This window comes from Meridianimarinicoccus zhengii, assembly GCF_003254465.1.
Taxonomy (GTDB): Bacteria; Pseudomonadota; Alphaproteobacteria; order Rhodobacterales; family Rhodobacteraceae; genus Meridianimarinicoccus; species Meridianimarinicoccus zhengii.
The window spans coordinates 20985-40177 of sequence record NZ_QDFI01000039.1 but is presented as its reverse complement, the minus strand read 5'-3'; the positions used below and the strand labels follow the sequence as shown (position 1 = coordinate 40177).

Annotated in this window: 18 protein-coding genes; 12 read left to right on the top strand and 6 right to left on the bottom strand. The window is 67.4% G+C overall.

Translation table 11 applies throughout. The annotated features are described in order from the left end of the window. Positions 1 to 184: 184 nt before the first annotated feature. The 4 genes from DDE13_RS13305 to lipA all read left to right on the top strand — a co-directional run bounded on the left by DDE13_RS13305 (position 185) and on the right by lipA (position 4047). Positions 185 to 541: an antifreeze protein gene (locus DDE13_RS13305; protein WP_235868699.1), complete on the top strand. Its 357-nt coding sequence runs from the start codon at positions 185 to 187 to the stop codon at positions 539 to 541. 100 nt (positions 542 to 641) lie between these two features. Beyond that, complete coding sequence (ureC, locus tag DDE13_RS13300) at positions 642 to 2351, top strand: urease subunit alpha (RefSeq protein ID WP_111404781.1); 1710 nt, start codon at positions 642 to 644, stop codon at positions 2349 to 2351. 361 nt (positions 2352 to 2712) lie between these two features. Further along, on the top strand, positions 2713 to 2994 hold the full coding sequence (locus DDE13_RS13295) for a hypothetical protein (RefSeq protein ID WP_162630995.1): 282 nt from the start codon (positions 2713 to 2715) through the stop codon (positions 2992 to 2994). Positions 2995 to 3090: 96 nt separating this feature from the next. Then, positions 3091 to 4047, top strand: coding sequence for a lipoyl synthase (gene lipA / locus DDE13_RS13290; protein ID WP_111404779.1), 957 nt, complete (start codon positions 3091 to 3093; stop codon positions 4045 to 4047). 12 nt (positions 4048 to 4059) lie between these two features. Here the strand turns inward: lipA and DDE13_RS13285 are convergent, their stop codons facing one another. The 3 genes from DDE13_RS13285 to hpt all read right to left on the bottom strand — a co-directional run bounded on the left by DDE13_RS13285 (position 4060) and on the right by hpt (position 6083). Next, a complete protein-coding gene (locus DDE13_RS13285; protein WP_394340301.1) occupies positions 4060 to 4947 on the bottom strand; it encodes a c-type cytochrome in 888 nt (295 codons plus the stop codon). Positions 4948 to 4981: 34 nt separating this feature from the next. Next, positions 4982 to 5443, bottom strand: coding sequence for a c-type cytochrome (locus DDE13_RS13280; RefSeq protein ID WP_111404777.1), 462 nt, complete (start codon positions 5441 to 5443; stop codon positions 4982 to 4984). A 100-nt stretch (positions 5444 to 5543) separates the two neighbouring features. After that, on the bottom strand, positions 5544 to 6083 hold the full coding sequence (hpt, locus tag DDE13_RS13275) for a hypoxanthine phosphoribosyltransferase (protein WP_111404776.1): 540 nt from the start codon (positions 6081 to 6083) through the stop codon (positions 5544 to 5546). A gap of 70 nt (positions 6084 to 6153) precedes the next feature. On the opposite strand from hpt, the gene DDE13_RS13270 reads away from it, so the two are divergent. Then, positions 6154 to 6624, top strand: a complete 471-nt coding sequence (locus DDE13_RS13270; protein WP_111404775.1) for a type II toxin-antitoxin system RatA family toxin — start codon at positions 6154 to 6156, stop codon at positions 6622 to 6624. On the opposite strand, the gene DDE13_RS13265 is transcribed toward DDE13_RS13270, so the two are convergent. Genes DDE13_RS13265 through DDE13_RS13255 form a run of 3 tightly spaced genes read right to left on the bottom strand, consistent with a single transcriptional unit; the run spans position 6601 to position 8731 of the window. Continuing rightward, complete coding sequence (locus DDE13_RS13265) at positions 6601 to 7074, bottom strand: CinA family protein (RefSeq protein ID WP_111404774.1); 474 nt, start codon at positions 7072 to 7074, stop codon at positions 6601 to 6603. The genes DDE13_RS13270 and DDE13_RS13265 overlap by 24 nt on opposite strands. Beyond that, positions 7071 to 7571, bottom strand: coding sequence for a phosphatidylglycerophosphatase A family protein (locus DDE13_RS13260; RefSeq protein ID WP_111404773.1), 501 nt, complete (start codon positions 7569 to 7571; stop codon positions 7071 to 7073). The genes DDE13_RS13265 and DDE13_RS13260 overlap by 4 nt, the downstream gene beginning before the upstream one ends. Beyond that, a complete protein-coding gene (locus DDE13_RS13255; protein ID WP_111404772.1) occupies positions 7568 to 8731 on the bottom strand; it encodes a bifunctional 2-C-methyl-D-erythritol 4-phosphate cytidylyltransferase/2-C-methyl-D-erythritol 2,4-cyclodiphosphate synthase in 1164 nt (387 codons plus the stop codon). Before DDE13_RS13255 ends, DDE13_RS13260 begins: the two co-directional genes overlap by 4 nt. A gap of 221 nt (positions 8732 to 8952) precedes the next feature. On the opposite strand from DDE13_RS13255, the gene dusB reads away from it, so the two are divergent. From dusB to DDE13_RS13220, 7 genes are all read left to right on the top strand, one after another. Then, the gene (dusB, locus tag DDE13_RS13250; RefSeq protein WP_111404771.1) at positions 8953 to 9927 is read left to right on the top strand and encodes a tRNA dihydrouridine synthase DusB; all 975 of its coding nucleotides are present in this window, start codon (positions 8953 to 8955) and stop codon (positions 9925 to 9927) included. After that, on the top strand, positions 9924 to 11033 hold the full coding sequence (locus tag DDE13_RS13245) for a two-component system sensor histidine kinase NtrB (RefSeq protein ID WP_235868698.1): 1110 nt from the start codon (positions 9924 to 9926) through the stop codon (positions 11031 to 11033). Before dusB ends, DDE13_RS13245 begins: the two co-directional genes overlap by 4 nt. After that, a complete protein-coding gene (locus DDE13_RS13240; protein WP_111404770.1) occupies positions 11033 to 12400 on the top strand; it encodes a response regulator in 1368 nt (455 codons plus the stop codon). Before DDE13_RS13245 ends, DDE13_RS13240 begins: the two co-directional genes overlap by 1 nt. A gap of 82 nt (positions 12401 to 12482) precedes the next feature. Beyond that, complete coding sequence (locus DDE13_RS13235; RefSeq protein WP_111404769.1) at positions 12483 to 14708, top strand: sensor histidine kinase NtrY-like; 2226 nt, start codon at positions 12483 to 12485, stop codon at positions 14706 to 14708. Positions 14709 to 14744: 36 nt separating this feature from the next. Next, positions 14745 to 16190 (top strand): nitrogen assimilation response regulator NtrX, encoded by a 1446-nt coding sequence (gene ntrX / locus DDE13_RS13230; protein ID WP_111404768.1) that lies wholly within the window; start codon positions 14745 to 14747, stop codon positions 16188 to 16190. A gap of 61 nt (positions 16191 to 16251) precedes the next feature. Next, positions 16252 to 17631 (top strand): Trk system potassium transporter TrkA, encoded by a 1380-nt coding sequence (trkA, locus tag DDE13_RS13225; RefSeq protein WP_111404767.1) that lies wholly within the window; start codon positions 16252 to 16254, stop codon positions 17629 to 17631. After that, positions 17618 to 19192, top strand: a complete 1575-nt coding sequence (locus tag DDE13_RS13220; RefSeq protein ID WP_235868697.1) for a potassium transporter TrkG — start codon at positions 17618 to 17620, stop codon at positions 19190 to 19192. The genes trkA and DDE13_RS13220 overlap by 14 nt, the downstream gene beginning before the upstream one ends. Position 19193: the final 1 nt, after the last annotated feature.

Genomic DNA, 19193 nt, shown 5'->3' with positions numbered 1-19193 from the left:
CGCCGCGCCGCGCAGCCGTCGGCGCCGCGCACCGGCCACGCCGGGCCTGCCGCCGCTGCCCAAGGACGCGGGGAAATCCTGACGCGCCCGCGCTGCGGCGCTTATGCCGCAGCGCAGCATCGTGCGCGCATGCTAGGGTGTTGGGCAATACCCGATGTCCTTGCACCGACCGCACGAGGCCCCAATGTTCCAAGTAGCCCCTCCATTCGTGCCGATGCCCCGCGACGCGGCGCTGACCGCGCCGATGGAGGCGTGGCGCTCCGGCCTGCAACTGGCCACGATGCTGTCCGAGGCGCAGATGGTCGTGACCTATCGCCTGCTCGGCCAGATGGGGCTGTGGGCCACGGCGCCGGGTGAAACGGCCCGGATGATCCGCGAAAAGCCTGTGGCCTTCGTGCAGTCGGCCGTCGCCGCGGCCACAGCCGCGCAGGCCGGCAAACGGCCTGACCAAATCCTCGCGGCGGCGGTTGGGCCGCTGGGTCACAGGACCCGGTCCAACATGCGCAGGCTCGCGCGTCGTGGTCCCGGTCTGCCCAAATGATGGGCAAATGGCTGTAGGCAGGCGGCTGATCCCTTGCCCTGCCCGCTGCCCGCGGCAAAGGTGACGGTGAAACGACCCGACCCAGCCAAGGACCGTGCCGATGCCCGCCAAGATTTCCCGCGCCACCTATGCCGACATGTATGGTCCCACCACGGGGGATAGGGTCCGCCTCGCCGATACCGAGTTGTTCATCGAGGTGGAGCGTGACCTGACCACCTATGGCGAGGAGGTCAAGTTCGGCGGCGGCAAGGTCATTCGTGACGGTATGGGCCAGAGCCAGATGACGCGCGCCGAGGGTGCCATGGACACGGTCGTCACCAACGCCTTGGTCGTGGACGTGACCGGTATCTTCAAGGCGGATGTGGCGCTGAAGGACGGGCGCATTGCCGCGATCGGCAAGGCGGGGAATCCCGACACGCAGCCCGGCGTCGATATCGTGATCGGGCCGGGGACCGAGATCATCGCGGGCGAGGGGCGCATCCTGACCGCGGGCGGGTTCGACAGCCACATCCATTTCATCTGCCCCCAGCAGATCGAGGACGCGCTGCATTCGGGCCTGACCACGATGCTGGGCGGGGGCACCGGGCCGGCGCACGGCACGCTGGCGACCACCTGCACGCCGGGTCCCTGGCATATCGGGCGGATGCTGATGGCCGCGGACGCGTTCCCCATGAACCTCGCCTTCGCGGGCAAGGGAAACGCGTCGCTCCCCGCAGCGCTGGTAGAACAGGTGCAGGCGGGCGCCTGCGCGCTGAAGCTGCACGAGGATTGGGGCACCACGCCCGGCGCCATCGACTGCTGCCTGTCGGTGGCCGACGACATGGACGTGCAGGTGATGATCCACACAGACACGCTCAACGAATCCGGCTTCGTCGAGAACACGCTCGCGGCGATCAAGGGCCGGACGATCCATGCCTTTCATACCGAAGGGGCCGGGGGCGGGCATGCGCCCGACATCATCAAGGTCGTCGGGTCGGGGAACGTGATCCCGTCCTCGACCAACCCGACGCGGCCTTTCACGGTCAACACGCTGGAAGAGCATCTCGACATGCTCATGGTGTGTCACCATCTCGACAAGTCGATCCCCGAGGACGTGGCCTTCGCCGAAAGCCGCATCCGCAAGGAAACCATCGCCGCCGAGGACATCCTGCACGACATGGGCGCATTTTCGATCATCGCGTCCGACAGCCAGGCGATGGGCCGCGTGGGGGAGGTCATCATCCGCACATGGCAGACCGCCCACAAGATGAAGGTCCAGCGCGGGCGCCTGTCCGAGGAAACTGGCGACAACGACAATGTTCGCGTGAAGCGCTACGTGGCAAAGTACACGATCAACCCGGCCATCGCGCATGGCATCGCGCACGAGATCGGGTCGATAGCGGTGGGCAAGCGGGCGGACCTGTGCCTCTGGTCGCCCGCCTTCTTCGGGGTGAAGCCCGATATGGTGCTTTTGGGCGGGACCATCGCCTGCGCGCAGATGGGCGATCCCAATGCATCCATTCCGACGCCGCAGCCTGTCTATACCCGCCCCATGTTCGGCGCCTTCGGTCGCTCGCTGGAGGCATCCTCGGTCACCTTCGTCAGCGCTGCGGCGCAGGCGGACGGGATCGGCAATGCGCTCGGACTGCGCAAGCAGACAGTGGCCGTGCGGAGCACGCGCACCATCGGCAAGGTGGACATGGTGATGAACGACGCCACGCCCGAGATCGAGGTGCATCCGGAAACCTACGAGGTGCGTGCCAACGGTGAATTGCTGACCTGCGAACCGGCGGCAGAACTGCCGATGGCACAACGGTATTTCCTGTTCTGACGGGGGCGCAGACGACCGGCTGCCGTTAATCATTTTTCCATGGCGACGTTGCGTCAAAGGCTTGCGGGTCGCATCCTGTTTTTGCAGTCCGCGCCGCGCGACCAAGTGTCGTCCCCCAGGGCATCACGCACGGCGCGGGTCTGCCGAATGTCACGGGCCTTGCCGTGAAAAAGACAAATTGGTGCCACGGTATTTTACAGGTTTCGCACCGTCGGGGTCCGCCCTGACGGTGCATTTATGCATCGCTCTTGCGACCCAGTGCGGGGTTTGCCGCGTCATGGCGTCGTGGGGCCATCGTCCTTTCACGGAATCGGGTTAGCCTGCACGTGGGGAGGGGATCGTGCGAACCGAAAGGTGCCCCATGACCAGACCTTGCCACACGCCACCGGACCGTCGCCCGCCACGGCTTTCCGTGATCCCGGCGCCGATCCCGACCATCGATGCCGACATCGATCTTTTTCTCGCCAGCGTCGGCTTCGGTTTCAATCCCGGCGAGATGCGCCGGGCCATGCGGCCCGATGCCTTGCGGCTGAGCGCGAAATCCGACGCGGAACTTGCCCGCCTCGGCATCCGGCGCGACGAAATCCCGGCCTATGTGCTGCGCCATCGCCTGCCAGCCCATGCACCCGTTCTTGTCCGTTGAGCTTGGCCGCGACCACGCGTCAGGGCGGCCATGCGGAATTGACACGGGACAAGCGGGCCCTTGGCCCCTATAACCACGCCCAAGAGGAGTGGTGACATGCGCGATCTGAAAATCCCCGAGCAACGGCACCCGGAAAAGGCCCACCGCCCGGTGAACCCGCAGCCCAAGAAGCCAAGCTGGATCCGGGTGAAGGCGCCCGTGTCGGACGGCTACAAGAAGACCGCAGCGATCATGCGCGAGCACAAGCTGACCACGGTCTGCGAGGAAGCGGGCTGCCCGAACGCGGGCGAATGCTGGTCGCAGGGCCACGCGACCATGATGATCATGGGCGAGATTTGCACACGCGGCTGCACCTTCTGCAACGTGGCCACGGGACGGCCCGAGACGCTCGACCTGTTCGAACCGGGGCGCGTCGCCGATGCGGTGCAGAAGCTTGGACTGAACCACGTCGTCATCACCAGCGTCGACCGCGACGACCTGGACGATGGCGGGGCGGAGCATTTCGCCCAGACCATCCGCGCCGTGCGCCATCGCAGCCCGGGCACCACGATCGAGATCCTGACGCCCGATTTCCTGCGGTGTCCCGACAGCGCGCTGGAAACCGTGGTCGCGGCGAAGCCGGACGTGTTCAACCACAACCTCGAGACTGTGCCGGGCCTGTATCAAGAAGTGCGGCCCGGTGCGCGCTACTTCCATTCCTTGCGGCTGTTGCAGCGGGTGAAGGAACTTGACCCGGCGATGTTCACCAAGTCCGGCATCATGGTCGGGCTGGGCGAGGAACGTCCGCAGGTGCTTCAGGTGATGGATGACATGCGCTCTGCGGGGATCGATTTTCTGACCATCGGCCAGTATCTTCAACCCACGCCGCACCATCACAGGGTAGACCGCTTCATCACGCCGGACGAGTTCGCGTCTTATGAAAAAGCGGCCTACAACAAGGGTTTCCTGATGGTATCGGCAACGCCGCTGACGCGGTCGTCCTATCATGCGGGCGACGACTTCGACCGGCTGCGCGCCGCACGGCAGGCGAAGCTGGCGGGCGTTGCGGGTTGATCCGCGCGCCGCTCAGCCGTCAGACGACACCGGCGGCAGCGCCTTGAGGTAGGCGGCGATGGCTTCCCGGTCGCTGGCGGGGAGCTTCGCCATGTTCTCGATCACGTCAGTCATGTGTCCACCCGCGGAATCCCAATCGGGAGTGAAGCCGGATTCGAGATAGTAGGCGATGTCCGCCGCGGACCAATCGAGAGCCGCGGGCGTGATGTTGGGGATGCGCCCGTCGCCGGTCGGGTTCGGCGCCCCGCCCATCCACGACTCCTCCTGCAGGCCGCCGAACATGTCGCGCGGCGTGTGGCATTCGGCGCAATGGGCCAGACCTTCCACCAGGTAGCGGCCACGCTCCAGTTGCGGATCGCCGCCCGTGTCCAGAACGAAGTCGCCGCCCGCGTTCATCCATTTCCACATCGCAAGGGTGCGGCGAATGGAAAACGGAAAGCTCAGGTCATGGTCGGCGCTCGGCGCGTCGCTTGGGGGCAGTGTCCGCAGGAAGGCCCACAGGTCCGCGATGTCCCGGTCGGTCATGTGCGCATAGGCCGTGTAGGGGAAGGCCGGATAGTAATGCCGCCCGCGCGGTCCGACCCCGTGGCGCAGCGCCGTCGCCATGTCCACGAGCGACCAGTCGCCGATGCCCGCGTCCGGGTCGGGCGAGATGTTGGGCGCGCGGAACGTGCCGAAGGGCGACGGGAACGCCTGCCCGCCAGCCAGCACCAGCCTGTTCTCGCCTTCGGCTTCAGGGGCGGCGTGGCAGGACGCGCAGCCCGCGGCCCAGAACACGGCCTCCCCTGCGGCCGCGTCGCCCTCGGTCACGTCAAGATCGCCGGGGGCCAGCCGCGTGCCGCCGGTGGCCCACCACGCGCCCGCCGCCAGCACGGCGCACACGGCCAGCGTCGCGCGGATCACCGCGCGGCCCCCGCTGTCACCGCGTCACGGGTCATTCCGACGGCTGGCGATGCGCCTCGTGGCAGGCGCCGCAGGCATCGCCCAATGCGCCCACCGCCGGGCCGAGCCCCTGCTGCCCGTCCGCAGCGACAGCCACGAGGCTGTTGGCCGCTTCGCCCATGGCGCCCCATTTCGACAGGAAATCGGCGTTGTCGTCCCAGATCGACGGCAGCGCGCGCGTGCCGTCCAGTTCCATGTTGTCCGACCCTTCGGGCCACATGGCGCCCTGGTGCAGGCTGGCGATGGTGGCGATGTTCTCGGCAGCCATCCGCGCCATTTCGGCGTCGTAATCCACCGTGCCGCGGGCCATCCCGCCCAGCACGCCGAGATTGAGCGCCATGATGCGGAACTGCCCCTGACGGGCCTTGAGTTGGTTGTCGAAATCCTGCGCCTGCGCGGCACCTGCGCCGACGGCCAGTGCGGCGGCGGCAAGCCATGCTTGGGTGATCTTCATATTCGCCCTCCTGTTGGTGCCGTCAGCCTATCCGGAAAGCGTGACGGCACAACGTTTCCGGGCATGGGCCCCGGTCACAGCCCCGTGATCGGCGAACCGGTCAGCCGGTGAACCGCACCTTGCCGATATGCGGCAGGTTCCTGTTGCGCTGCGCGTAGTCGATCCCGTAGCCGACGACGAATTCGTCGGGGATCTCGAACCCGATCCAGTCGGCCCGGAAATCGACCTCCCGCCGGGCGGGCTTGTCGAGCAGGGCGATGGCCCGCAGGCTCGCCGGATCGCGCGCGCGCAGCAGTGCGACCACGTGGCTCAGGGTGTAGCCGGTGTCGACCAGATCCTCGACCACGAGCACGTGGCGCCCCGCGATCGCCCCGGACAGGTCCTTCACGATGCGCACCTCGCGCGACGATTCCATGGCGTTGCCGTAGGACGACGCCTCGATGAAATCGACCTCGATATCCATGGCCAGTTCGCGCACGAGGTCCGCGATGAAGATGAACGACCCGCGCAGCAGGCCCACCACGACCAGCTTGTCCACGCCCGCGTAATGGTCTTCGATCAAGCGGGCGAGCGCCTCGATCCGGGCGGCGATGGACTTGGCCGAGATCATCTGGTCGATCACATACGGGCGGTCAGACATATCGTCCCCTTGATTTTGCAAGCCGACTTTAAGATATGAGCGCGCACTGTCTCGCGACAAAAGGACCGACATGCCCAGCCACGCGGAACATCGCAAGATGCCATACAGCGCGGACCAGATGTATAATCTGGTCGCCGACGTGGCATCCTACCCGGAATTCCTGCCATGGTGTGCGGCGGCCCGGATACGGTCACGGACGGACCGCGGCGCGTTCGAGGTGATGGAAGCGGACCTTGTGATCAGCTTCAAGGTGTTCCGCGAGCGTTTCGGCAGCCGCGTGACCCTGTGGAAGGACGGAAGCCGGATCGATACCGAGTATCTCGACGGACCGTTCCGCTATCTGAAGTCCAAATGGATCTTCACGCCCGCCGACGATGGCGGCTGCGTCGTCGATTTCGACGTGGATTTCGAGTTCAAGAACAGGATGCTGCAATCGGTCATCGGGCTCGTGTTCAACGAGGCGATGCAGCGGATCGTGCATGCCTTCGAGAAGCGGGCGGAGCGGCTTTACGGTCATTCAGCCCGGCAGGCCGTCAAGTAGCAGCGCCAGCGCATGCGCGACCGTTGCGCGGCGCACCGCGCCACGGCCCAGCGGCCCGTAATCCACCGTTTCAACGCGCGTCGGCGCGCCTTGTCGGGCCAACCCGAAGCACACCCGGCCCTCGGGCTTCGCCGCCGTGCCGCCGCCCGGCCCCGCGATGCCCGTGACCGCCACGGCCAGCGACGCGTTGGACCGCGCCAGCGCGCCCTCGGCCATCTCGCGCGCGACCGCTTCGCTGACGGCGCCATGCTTGGCCAGCGTCGCGGCCTGCACGCCGAGCATCTGTTCCTTGGCGGCATTGGTGTAGGTCACGAAGCCCCGGTCAAAGATCGCCGAGGATCCGGCGACATCCGTGATCGCCCCGGCTATAAGCCCGCCCGTGCAGCTTTCGGCGGTGGCGACCATCACGCCTTCGGCGCGCGCGCGGGCGAGAAGCGTTTCGGCGCTCATGCGCCCAGCATTCCGTGGGCGACAAATGCCGCCAGTGCAACCACAATGGCGGCGAACACCCCCGCGATCACGTCGTCCACCATTACGCCCATTGCCCCCTGTTGCCGGTCGGCCCAGCCGATGGGACCTGGTTTCCAGATGTCGAACAGCCGGAACAGCAGGAAGGCGCCGACCCAGCCCGGCCATGGGAACAGCCACGGATCGGCGCCCGCGTGCCACAGCCCCCCTGACAGCGGCCAGAGCGCGATCCAGACGCCCGCCGCCTCGTCGATGACGATCTCGCCCGCGTCATGGGTCCCGGTCGCCGCCGCCTCGGCCTTCGCGGCCCACCAGCCGAGCGCGATGACGGCGAGGGTTGCCAGCACCAGCAGCGGAAAGCCTCCTGCGACATGCAACCCGTATCCCAGCGGGATCGCCGCGGCACTGCCCCATGTCCCCGGCGCGGGGCGCATCAGGCCTACGCCGCCGAGCGTGGCAATGGCGCGGCTTGCCCTCATGGCTTGACCAGCGCGACCGTGGCCAGCGCCGCGATGCCCTCGCCCCGGCCGGTGAAGCCGAGCCGTTCCGATGTCGTCGCCTTCACGCTGATGCGCGCGGCGTCGATCCCGATGATTTCGGCCAGCCGCGCCTGCATCGCGGCCGCGTGGGGGCCGATCTTGGGTATCTCGCATACGAGCGTGCAATCGACATTGCCGATGGCGTAGCCGCCATCGCGCGCCAAGCCCGCCGCGTGGCGCAGGAACACGGCACTGTCCGCGCCCTTCCATTGCGGGTCGGAGGGCGGGAAATGCCGTCCGATATCCCCCGCGGCCAACGCGCCGTAGATCGCGTCGGTGATCGCGTGCATGCCGACATCGGCGTCGGAATGGCCGTCGAGCCCATGGCTGTGCGGCACCGGCACGCCGCAGAGCATCACTGCATCCCCCGCGCCGAAGCGATGCACGTCATAGCCGTTGCCGAGGCGCACATCCATGTCCGGTTCCCGTTCGCCCCGCTGCGCGAGGATGCGTTCGGCCCGGGCGAAATCGCCGGGCAGGGTGATCTTGATGTTGTCCTCATCCCCCTCGACGATGGCCACGTCAAGCCCGTGGGCGCGGGCGACCTCCACGTCATCGGCGGCGTTGCCGGGGTGGGCGGCATGGGCGGCGCGGATGGCGGCCAGCGCGAAGCCCTGCGGCGTCTGCGCCCTGTAAAGCCCCGCGCGGTCCCGCAGGCCCGTGACCCGCCCGTCCTGCCCGGTCCAGAGAGCGTCGGAGATCGCCACCGCCGGGGCCGCCCCCGCGTGATCGGCAAGCGCGCCCAGCACCCGGTCGATCACGCCCGTGCCGACCAGCGGGCGTGCGGCGTCGTGGATCAGAACGTGGGTCATCGCGCCCGAAACGGCATGCAGTCCCGCCTGCACGGACGTGCCGCGCGTGGCCCCGCCGGGCACGACGGTGACCGGGCAGGCTGCGGGCAGAATGACCCGCGCGTCCCACAGCGCGGCGTCCGCAGGGGTCGTGACCACCACAAGTTGCGCGACCGCCGGGTGTGCCGCCAGCGCCGCCAGCGTCCGGGTCAGCACGCTTTGCCCGCCAAGCGGCTGATATTGTTTCGGGGTTCCGCCCCCGGCACGGACGCCACGGCCCGCGGCCACGACGATGGCTGCAACCTGCATGCCCGGTCTCCTGTTTGCAGGGTCGGGTTTATGGCCTGCCCTGCGTCGTGACAATGCGGCGCAGCTTCCGCATCCGGCTGCACAAAAATTGCGCAGCTTGTGTTTTGCGCGCGAATTGGGCTTGTCATGTCTTGGCGTCGGGCCGATCAACCCTCTACCTATGCAGCAAACGCATAAGGTTTGAGCAAGTGACCATTCACGTGGCAGATCAGCCGCTTTCCATGCCCGTCCTTCTGGCCCCGATGGCCGGCATTACCGATCTGCCGTTCCGAAGGCTGGTGGCCGGGTTCGGCGCGGGGCTGGTGGTGAGCGAGATGATCGCCAGTGGCGAGTTGGTGAAATCCCGCCGTGGCACGCAGGACCGGGCGCTGACCGACGGGCAGGGGGGCGAAGCAGTGCAACTTGCGGGCCGCGACCCCGCGCTGATGGCCGAAGCCGCGCGCATGGCCGAATCCATGGGTGCGCGGATCATCGACATCAACATGGGCTGTCCCGCGAAGAAGGTGACCGGGGGGCTGTCCGGCTCGGCGCTGATGCGCGACCCGGACCTGGCCCTACGGTTGATCGAGGCGGTCGTGGGCGCGGTGGACGTTCCCGTGACGCTGAAGACCCGTCTTGGCTGGGATGACGATTGCCTCAATGCCGCCAGCCTTGCGCGCCGCGCGCGGGATGCAGGCGTGGCGATGGTCACGATCCACGGGCGCACCCGCTGCCAGTTCTACAAGGGTCGTGCCGACTGGGCCGCGATCCGCAGTGTGGTCGATGCGCTGGACATTCCCGTCGTGGCCAATGGCGACGTGACCTGTCCCGCGACCGCCCGTGCGGCATTGGCGCAATCGGGTGCGGCGGCGGTGATGATCGGGCGCGGCGCGCAAGGTGCGCCCTGGGTGCCCGCCGCCGTCGCCGCGGCGCTTTATGGCACGCCCGCGCCGGTGGTGCCCGCGGGTGCGGCGCTGGTCGAATTCGTCGCCGCCCATCACGACGCGATGCTGTCGTTCTACGGGCGGGACCTTGGTCTTCGGGTCGCGCGCAAACATCTTGGCTGGTACATGGATCGCGCGGGGACGTGCGCCGCACGGCGCCGGGAGGTGCTGACCGCGCAGGACCCCGCCGCAGTGCGCGCGCTCTTGTCGGGGGCGCTCGCTATGGACCAGGCGCCCTTGGAACCCGTGCGCGACGACCGGTGCGCGGCATGAGCAAGGACATGGGCAAGGACCGCGCGGAAGAAGCCTGGGGCGACACGCTCTGGGCGTCGCTGCCGGTTCCGGCGATCCTGCTGGAACCCGACGATACCATCGCCGATATCACCCCGGCGGCGGAGTTCTTCCTCAATACCTCCGCCAAGTCGGTGCGCGGCAAGCCTGTGTGGGACAAGCTGATGGTCGCCGCCCCGCTGGAAGGGGCCTTCGCGCGCGTGCGCCGGGACCAGGCGGACCTGTTCATCAACGACGTGGACGTGGGCAGCGGCAACCGCCCGCCGGTGCAGTGCAATCTCCAGATCGGGCTGCTGTCCGATCGGTCGGGCCGGGTGCTGGTGCTGTTCGCGCCGCGCCAGATCGCCGACCGGATGGACCGCGCCAATTCCGTGAAGGCTGCGGCGAAATCCGCCATCGGCATGGCCGAGATGCTGGCCCATGAAATCAAGAACCCGCTGGCGGGCATTGCCGGGGCCGCGCAGCTTCTGGCGATGGGTCTGACCGGCGAGGATCAGGAGTTGACCGACCTGATCGTGGGCGAGACGCGGCGTATCTCCAAGCTGCTGGAACAGGTCGAACAGTTCGGCAACCTGCGCCCGCCCGTGCGCCGGGCGGTGAACGTGCACGATCTGCTGGACCGCGCGCGCCGGTCGGCGTCGCTGGGAGTCGCCGCGCGGATGCGCATCGTGGAGGATTACGATCCCTCGTTGCCGCCGACCCATGTGGACGGCGACCAGATGCTGCAGGTGTTCCAGAACCTGATGAAGAACGCCGCCGAGGCGGCGGACCCGCGCGAAGGCGGCACGATTACCCTGCGCACCTTCTATGACGTGGCGCTGCGGCTGCGGCGACGTGACGGATCGGACGCGCCGCTGCCGCTGCAGGTAGAAATCATCGATGACGGACCGGGCATCCCGCCCGAGATCGCCGATGACATCTTCGACCCGTTCGTGTCGGGCCGCGAGAACGGCACCGGGCTGGGCCTTGCCCTGGTGTCGAAGATCATTTCCGAACATGACGGCTGGATCGGTGTCGAAAGCGTGCCCGGACGCACGGTTTTCCGCATCTCGCTGCCCGTCGCCCCCAAGGACCTGGAGGATATCTGATGGACGGCACAGTTCTGGTCGCCGATGACGACCGCACGATCCGCACCGTGCTGACGCAGGCGCTGACGCGGGCCGGCTGCAAGGTCCACGCCACGTCCTCGCTCATGACGCTGATGCGCTGGGTCGAGGAGGGCAAGGGCGATCTGGTGATCTCGGACGTGGTCATGCCAGACGGCAACGGGCTGGAGACCCTGCCGAAGATCAGCGCGGAACGCCCCGGCCTGCCGGTGATCGTGATCTCCGCGCAGAACACGATCATGACGGCGATTCAGGCCGCGGAAGCTGATGCCTTCGATTATCTGCCCAAGCCTTTCGATCTGCCGGACCTGATGAAGCGCGCCTCGCGCGCGCTGGAGGTCAAGCGCCGCGCGCCGTCCCCGCGCAAGACATCCACCGAAGAACATTCCGACGAGTTGCCGCTGGTCGGGCGGACCCCGGCCATGCAGGCGCTCTATCGGCTGGTCGCCCGGGTGATGAATACCGAGCTTCCAGTGATGATCACGGGCGAAAGCGGCACGGGCAAATCGCTGATCGCGCGGGCGATCCACGATTTCTCGGACCGGCGCACCATGCCTTTCGTCGTCGCCTCCGCCGCCGATCTGGCCGGGATGGACGGGCCAGCAAGCCTTGTGGCCAAGGCGCGCGGCGGATCGATCCTGTTCGACGAGGTGGGCGATTTCGATCCCGACAGCCAGGCGCGCATCGTGCGGATGCTCGACAATTTCGGCGATCCCGCGCCGCGCATCATGGCCACGTCGCAAAACGACCTGAGCGAACGGATCGAGGACGGCAAGTTCCGGCAGGACCTGTTCTACCGCCTGTCCGGCGTGGTGATCGCCGTCCCGTCCCTGCGCGAGCGGGTGGACGACATCCCCCTGCTGGCCGATCATTTCCTTGCGCGGGCGGAACGTGACGGGGCGCCCATGCGGCGGTTCAGTTCCGCAGCGCTTGACATGATCCGGGCGTATAGCTGGCCCGGCAATGTCCGCCAGTTGGGCAACACGGTGCGCCGGCTGGTGGTCACGAGTCCTGAGGACGAGATCACCAAGGCCGATGTGGACCATGTACTCGGCAACCAACCCGCCATGGAGCCGCTGGGCGGGCGGCCCGATGGTGACCGTTTGTCCGCATCGGTCGGCGCGCATCTGCGGCGCTATTTCGACCTGCATGGCGGCGTGCTGCCGCCGCCGGGCCTGTACCAGCGTATCCTGCGCGAGGTCGAGACGCCGCTGATCGAGATCGCGCTGGACGCCACCGGCGGCAACCAGGCGAAATGCGCGGACCTCCTGGGGATCAATCGGAACACCTTGCGCAAGAAGATCACGGAACTGGATATCCGCGTGACACGGCGGCGAAAGTTGATGTAAAGCGGCCACAGGGCGTTGCCCTTTTGCCGCATGTCGCCGGGCGTCTGACGTTCGCGTGACCGCATCAGCCGCGAGGATCCGGATGCGTTTCCCGTCTGCCCTTGAAACGCGCGCCCGCCTGTTCCGTCTGCGTCCGCGCGGGCGGTTGCAGACGCTTGGGACGCTCACACTGGTGGGGCTGGGTCCGGTACTTGTGGCGGCCACCTTCCTCGTGCTCGGGCCGCTGGACATCACCGTGTCCGTGGTGGCGCTGCGGCTCGTGCTGATGGCCGATCTCGTTTACATCCTCGTGCTTTCCACGCTCGTGCTCATGCGCATCGCGCGGATGATCGCGGCGCGGCGTGCGAAATCCGCCGGGTCACGGCTGCATCTTCGGCTGACGGGGGTGTTCGCGCTCGTGGCGCTGGTGCCCACTGTCCTCGTCGCTGTGTTCGCGGGGCTGACGGTCAATGTGGGGCTCGAAGGCTGGTTCTCGGACCGTGTGCGCGGCGTGGTGGGCGCTTCGCTCGCGGCGGCGGAGGCATACCAGGCCGAACAGCGACAGGACCTGATCGAGGACACCCGCGCGCTTGCCGGGCTGCTCAACGCCCAGCAGCGCCGGACGTTCCTGATGACAGATGGGGACTTCCGGCAGGTATTGGGGCAGGGGCAGGCACAGATCCAGCGCGGTTTGAAGGAAGCCTTCGTCATCGACGGTGCAGCGGAAATCCGCGCGCGCGGCGACGGGTCGTACCTGTTCTACTACGAACCGCCCACGCAGGCGGACCTGGCCCGCGCACGGGCAGGGGACATCGTAGTGCTGCAGGATTGGGACAACAACGAATTCCGGGCGCTTGCGGCGCTCGATGCCTTCGTCGATCGCTACCTTCTCGTGTCGCGATCCGTGGACGGCGCGCTCCTGAGTCTTCTCGACGACACGCAGCAGACCGCGACGCTCTATCAGCAACTCGAGCGGGACCGGGGGCGGATGCTGTTCGAATTTGGGCTTCTGTATCTCGGCTTTGCGGTCATGCTGATCCTTGCGTCTATCTGGCTTGGGCTGTGGTTCGCCGAACGGTTGGCGCGGCCGGTGGGGCGGCTGGCAGGTGCCGCGGTGCGCGTTGGCGCTGGCGATCTTGACGTGCAGGTGCGCGAGGAAAAGGGCGATGACGAGATCGCGCTTCTCGGCCGCGTCTTCAACCAGATGATCCGCCAGTTGCGCGGGCAGCGCCAGACGTTGCTCGACTCCAACCAGCAGATCGAGGCAAGGCGGCGTTTGTTCGACAGCGTCCTGTCCTCGGTCACGGCGGGGGTGATGGGGCTCGATGCGGGCGGGCGGATCGATTTCATCAATACCTCCGGCCTGCGGCTGCTGGCGCTGGAGGAAGGACAGGGACCGGGCCAGACGCTCGCGCACCTCGTGCCGGAGTTCGCGGGGCTTCTGGAACGGCTCCGGGCGGGCAGCGATACCGTGGTGCAGGAGGAAATCAAGCTCAGCCGCGCGGATGTGCAGGACATCCTGCTCGTCCGCATGGCCATGCGGCGCGGCATGGACGGGGCTCTCGAAGGCTTCGTGGTGGCCTTCGACGATGTGACCGATCTTGTGTCCGCGCAGCGGATGGCGGCCTGGGGCGACGTGGCGCGGCGCATCGCGCACGAGATCAAGAACCCGCTGACGCCGATCCAGCTTTCGGCGGAACGGATCAAGCGCAAGTTCCGTGACGCGGCCGGCGACGATGCCGACAAGCTCGACCAGTTGACCGATGTGATCGTGCGCCAGACGAACGACCTGCGCCGGATCGTGGACGAATTCTCGAAGTTCGCGCGGATGCCGGAACCGGAGGCACGGACCGGCGATCTTGTGAAGCTGGTGTCCGACGCGGTGTTCCTGCAATCCACAGGCTCGCCCGATATCGCCGTGACGACCGACCTGCCCGAAGCGCCGCTGATCGCGCGGTTCGACGCGACGCTTCTGTCGCAGGCGGTCATCAACATCGTGAAGAACGCGATGGAAGCGGCGCAATCCCGCGAGGAGGCCCCGGCGCGGGTGCACGTGGCGCTGCACCTGCGCCGGGGCGCCGTGCGCCTGACGGTGGATGATAGCGGCCCCGGATTCCCGCCCGACCGTGCGCGGCTGTTCGAACCCTACGTGACGACCCGCGACCGTGGCACCGGCCTGGGCCTGCCGATCGTCAAAAAGATCGTCGAAGAACACGGCGGGCGCATCAAGCTGGAAACCGGCGCCGATCTGGGCGGCGACGGGCATCGCGGTGCGCGCGTGTCGGTGACGCTCCCGCTGGACGATACCGGCGTGCGTGCGGCGGAGTGACCGGGTGCAGGCGAAGAACAACAACAGAGGCAGGGCATGACTGACATCCTGATCGTCGATGACGAACGCGATATCCGGGAACTGATCTCGGACATTCTGGAGGACGAAGGCTTCACGACGCGGCTGGCCGGCGGATCAGAGGAATGCATGGGCGCGCTTGCCGATCAGCGCCCACGCCTGATGATCCTCGACATCTGGCTCAAGGACAGCGCGATGGACGGGATCGACATTCTCAAGACCGTCAAGCGCGACATGCCCGAGATCCCCGTGGTCATCATCTCGGGTCACGGGAATATCGAGATCGCGGTCGCGGCCATCAAGCAGGGGGCCTATGACTTCATCGAGAAGCCGTTCAACATCGATCAGCTTCTGGTGGTGATCCGCCGCGCGATGGAAACCGCGCGCCTGCGCCGCGAGAACAGTGAATTGCGCAGGCAGGACGTGGGCCCGGGTGAGCTGATCGGGTCGAGTGCCGCGTTCCGGCTGCTGAAGGGGCAGGTCGACAAGGTCGCGCGCACCAACAGCCGCGTGATGCTGATGGGCCCGCCGGGCGCGGGCAAGGAAGCGGTGGCGCGGTATCTTCACGCCCGTTCGGCGCGCGCGGGGGCGGGGTTCGTCACGTTCAATTGCGGTGCCGTGTCGCCGGAGCGCATGGAACAGGTCCTGTTCGGGCGCGAAACCGCCGGTCAGCCGGTGGAACCGGGCCTGCTGGAACAGGCCGACAAGGGAACGCTGTACCTGGACGAGGTCGCGGACCTGCCGCCCGACACGCAGGCGCGGCTGTTGCGCGTGCTGGTGGAGCAGCAGTTCACGCGCGTGGGTGGCGCGGCGCGGGTCAAGGTCGATCTGCGCATCGTGTCTTCGACCGCCCGTGATCTGGACGTCGAGATCGACGCGGGCCGCTTCAGGCAAGAGCTGTTCCACAGGCTGGCCGTGGTTCCGGTGGAGGTTCCGGGCCTCGATGACCGCCGCGCGGACATCCCCGAGATCGCGCGCCACCTGATCGGGCAGTTCCACGAGACCGAGGGCCTGCCGCTGCGCGAACTTGGTGAGGAGGCGGCGGCGACGCTTCAATCCATGCCCTGGCCCGGCAATATCCGGCAGTTGCGCAACGTGATCGAGCGGGTTCTGATCCTCGGCCCCGACACGGGCGAAATAGCGGCGCGCGAACTGCCCGCGACGGGCCATGGCGGCAGCGACGAGGACGAGGATCGCGTCGTGCTGTCGCCCGCCATAGCGCGCTTGCCCCTGCGCGAAGCGCGTGAGCTGTTCGAACGTGAATATCTTCTGACACAGATCAACCGCTTCGGCGGCAACATATCGCGCACGGCCAGTTTCGTGGGGATGGAGCGGTCGGCCTTGCACCGCAAGCTGAAATCGCTGAACGTGGTGACGGCAACGCGTGCCGGTGGACGCGTCGCGACGTTCGAAGACAGGATCGGCGAAGACCCGGTTGGCGAGGACAGCGATGGCGATGACTGAGCCGCGCAGACAATCCGCCCCCACGACCGTTCCGCAACGCGCCCGAACCGGAGCCTGACCCATGAAGATCATCGTCTGCGGCGCGGGCCAGGTCGGCTGGCAGATCGCGCGCCACCTGTCGGGCGAGCGCAACGACGTCACCATCGTGGACAACAACGAAGACCTCGTGCGGCGCGCCACCGACCTTCTGGACGTGCAGGGGGTCGCGGGGTTCGCTTCCTATCCGGACGTGCTGGAACGCGCCGGGGCCGAAGACGCCGACATGATCATCGCCGCGACCCATGCCGACGAGGTCAACATGGTCACCTGCCAGGTGGCCCATTCGATCTTCGGTATCCGGCGCAAGATCGCGCGGCTGCGCGCGCAAAGCTATCTTCAGGCGCTGGTGTCGGATCTCTATCGCCGCGACCACCTGCCAATCGACGTGGTCATCAGCCCGGAAAAGGCCGTGGCCGAGGCGGCGCTGCAACGGCTGTCCGCACCGGTCACCTTCGATATCGAAAGCTTTCTCGATGGGCAGGCGCAACTGATGGGGCTGCATCTGCAACCCGATTGCCCGGTGCTGAACACGCCGCTGCGGCAATTGACCGATCTGTTCTCCACCCTGCGCGCGCAGGTGGTGGGCGTGCGCCGGGACGAAACCCTTTTTGCGCCCGCAGCACAGGACCAGCTTTTTGCGGGCGATCAGGTCTATGTCTTCTGCCACACCGACGACATGGACCGCACGCTGGAGATCTTCGGGCGCACCCGCACCCGGCAGAAGCGGGTCGTCATCGTGGGCGGCGGCAATGTCGGGCTCGCCGTGGCGCGCGCACTGGAAAGCCGGGTGGAAGACCGGGTGCGCGTCAAGGTGATCGAGAAATCCCGCGCCATCGCCGAACGGGCCGCCGACGCGCTGGAACGTACCATCGTGCTCAATGGCGACGGGCTGAACGCCGACCTGCTGGCCGAAGCCGGCATCACCAAGGCCGACGCGATCCTGTGCGTGACCGACGACGACAAGACCAACCTGCTGACTTCGGTGCGGGCGAAATCGCTGGGCTGCCCCATGGCGATCAGTCTTGTGAACGATCCCGCGCTGATCCCGCTGATGGCGCCGCTCGGGATCGACGCCCATATCAACCCGCGCGCGACGACGGTCAGTTCGATCCTGCGTCATGTCCGGCACGGCCGCGTGCGCGACGTTTATTCCGTGGGCGACGGAGAGGCGGAGGTGCTGGAGGCCGTGGTGCTCAAGACTGCGCAGATGTGCGGCAAACAGGTGCGCGACATCGATTTTCCCGAGGGCGCGCTGATGGGGCCGATCGTCAAGCGCGGGCGCGTCGTGATCCCGACGGCGGACACGCGGGTCGAAGAGGGCGATATCGTGACCTTCTTCGCGCTGTCGGCGGATGTCCCCGAGGTGGAGCGGCTGTTGCAGGTGTCGATTGACTATTTCTGAACCGCACCGCCGCCCGCCGGTGCTGCGCCGTCCCGCCGGGGCGGGCCGCGCCCGCTGGCACGACCGGCTGCCATTGTGGCTGTTCGCGTCGGGTGGCGGCGCCGCGCTGATGCTCATTCCCGCGATCCATGCCGGGCTGACGGGTGCCCATGCAGTGGGGCGGCCCTTCCTTTACGGTGGGATCCTGTTCGGGGTCCTTGTCGTGCTCGTGGGGCTGTCGCTTGTGACGCGGGCCGCGGTGCAGGGGGCGCGGGGGCTGTTGCTGTCGCTGCTGGCGATCTACCTGTTGCTGCCGATGATGCTGGCCGCACCGCTATACGAGGCCGTGCCGGATCTCGGCTTCGCGGATGCCTGGTTCGAGATGGTGTCCAGCCTTACGACGACCGGCGCCACGGTGTTCGACCGCCCCGGACGGCTGCCCGACAGCCTGCACCTGTGGCGTGCGCTTGTGGGCTGGTACGGCGGCTTCGTGATGTGGGTAGCGGCCATCGCGGTGCTCGCGCCGCAGCGGCTTGGCGGGTTCGAATTGATGCTGACCTCGGTGCAGGTGGGGCGGGACGTGACACTCGGGCGGGCCGCGGTGGCGGAATATCCGAACCGCCGTGTCTGGCGCTTTGCCCGGGCATTGGCGCCGGTCTATGGCGGCCTGACACTGGCGATCTGGCTTCTGCTGCTGATCGCGGGCGAGGATCCGCTGGTCGCGGCCTGTCACGCCATGTCCACGCTTGCAAGTTCTGGCATCTCGCCGCTGCCGAGCATGCAGTCGAGTTCGGCCGACCATTGGGGCGAGGCGGTGCTGCTTGTCGGCATGGTCTTCGCGCTCAGCCGGTCGACATTTGCCCAGGACATGCCCCAACCCGTGGGCCGGCGCTGGTGGCAGGACCCCGAAATGCGGATGGCATCGGCGCTGCTGGTCGCCGCGCCCGCGGTGATCTACCTGCACCACTGGATCGGCCTGATCGACGTGGGCGGCGCCGCGCCCGACCCGTGGCGGAGCCTGTGGGGGGCGATTTTCACCACCACATCGTTCCTGACGACGACGGGCTTCATTTCGGCGGAGTGGGAGGTCGCGCGCAACTGGTCGGGACTGACCACGCCGGGACTGATCCTGATCGGACTTGCCATGGTGGGTGGGGGCGTGGCCACGACGGCAGGCGGGGTGAAGCTGCTGCGGGTCTATGTTCTCTATCGCCACGGACAGTTCGAGGCAGGCCGACTGGTGCACCCTCGGCTGGTCTCCAGCCCTGGCCACCGGGCGCGCCGGTTCCGCATGGATGCCGCCTATTTGGCCTGGCTCAGCTTCATGCTGTTCGCCATCGCCTTCGCGGGCGGAATGCTCGCCCTGTCGGCCCTCGGTCAACCCTTCGAGGCGGCGATGATCCTGACAACGGCGGCGCTGACCAATACCGGCCCTCTGGTGGTCGTGGCCAGTACGGCGCCGATCCCGCTTGGCCTGCTGGATACGGCCACGCAGACCGTCCTTGCGCTGGCCATGGTTCTGGGGCGGCTCGAAACGCTTGCCATCGTGGCGCTGCTCAACCCGGATTTCTGGCGCGCCTGAC

Bases quoted from the DNA above. Each gene is read 5' to 3' on its own strand.
- DDE13_RS13305 (WP_235868699.1), top strand. From the start codon at position 185: ATGTTCCAAGTAGCCCCTCCATTCGTGCCGATGCCCCGCGACGCGGCG.
- ureC (WP_111404781.1), top strand. From the start codon at position 642: ATGCCCGCCAAGATTTCCCGCGCCACCTATGCCGACATGTATGGTCCC.
- DDE13_RS13295 (WP_162630995.1), top strand. From the start codon at position 2,713: ATGACCAGACCTTGCCACACGCCACCGGACCGTCGCCCGCCACGGCTT.
- lipA (WP_111404779.1), top strand. From the start codon at position 3,091: ATGCGCGATCTGAAAATCCCCGAGCAACGGCACCCGGAAAAGGCCCAC.
- DDE13_RS13280 (WP_111404777.1), bottom strand. From the start codon at position 5,443: ATGAAGATCACCCAAGCATGGCTTGCCGCCGCCGCACTGGCCGTCGGC.
- hpt (WP_111404776.1), bottom strand. From the start codon at position 6,083: ATGTCTGACCGCCCGTATGTGATCGACCAGATGATCTCGGCCAAGTCC.
- DDE13_RS13270 (WP_111404775.1), top strand. From the start codon at position 6,154: ATGCCCAGCCACGCGGAACATCGCAAGATGCCATACAGCGCGGACCAG.
- DDE13_RS13265 (WP_111404774.1), bottom strand. From the start codon at position 7,074: ATGAGCGCCGAAACGCTTCTCGCCCGCGCGCGCGCCGAAGGCGTGATG.
- DDE13_RS13260 (WP_111404773.1), bottom strand. From the start codon at position 7,571: ATGAGGGCAAGCCGCGCCATTGCCACGCTCGGCGGCGTAGGCCTGATG.
- DDE13_RS13255 (WP_111404772.1), bottom strand. From the start codon at position 8,731: ATGCAGGTTGCAGCCATCGTCGTGGCCGCGGGCCGTGGCGTCCGTGCC.
- dusB (WP_111404771.1), top strand. From the start codon at position 8,953: ATGCCCGTCCTTCTGGCCCCGATGGCCGGCATTACCGATCTGCCGTTC.
- DDE13_RS13245 (WP_235868698.1), top strand. From the start codon at position 9,924: ATGAGCAAGGACATGGGCAAGGACCGCGCGGAAGAAGCCTGGGGCGAC.
- DDE13_RS13240 (WP_111404770.1), top strand. From the start codon at position 11,033: ATGGACGGCACAGTTCTGGTCGCCGATGACGACCGCACGATCCGCACC.
- DDE13_RS13235 (WP_111404769.1), top strand. From the start codon at position 12,483: ATGCGTTTCCCGTCTGCCCTTGAAACGCGCGCCCGCCTGTTCCGTCTG.
- ntrX (WP_111404768.1), top strand. From the start codon at position 14,745: ATGACTGACATCCTGATCGTCGATGACGAACGCGATATCCGGGAACTG.
- trkA (WP_111404767.1), top strand. From the start codon at position 16,252: ATGAAGATCATCGTCTGCGGCGCGGGCCAGGTCGGCTGGCAGATCGCG.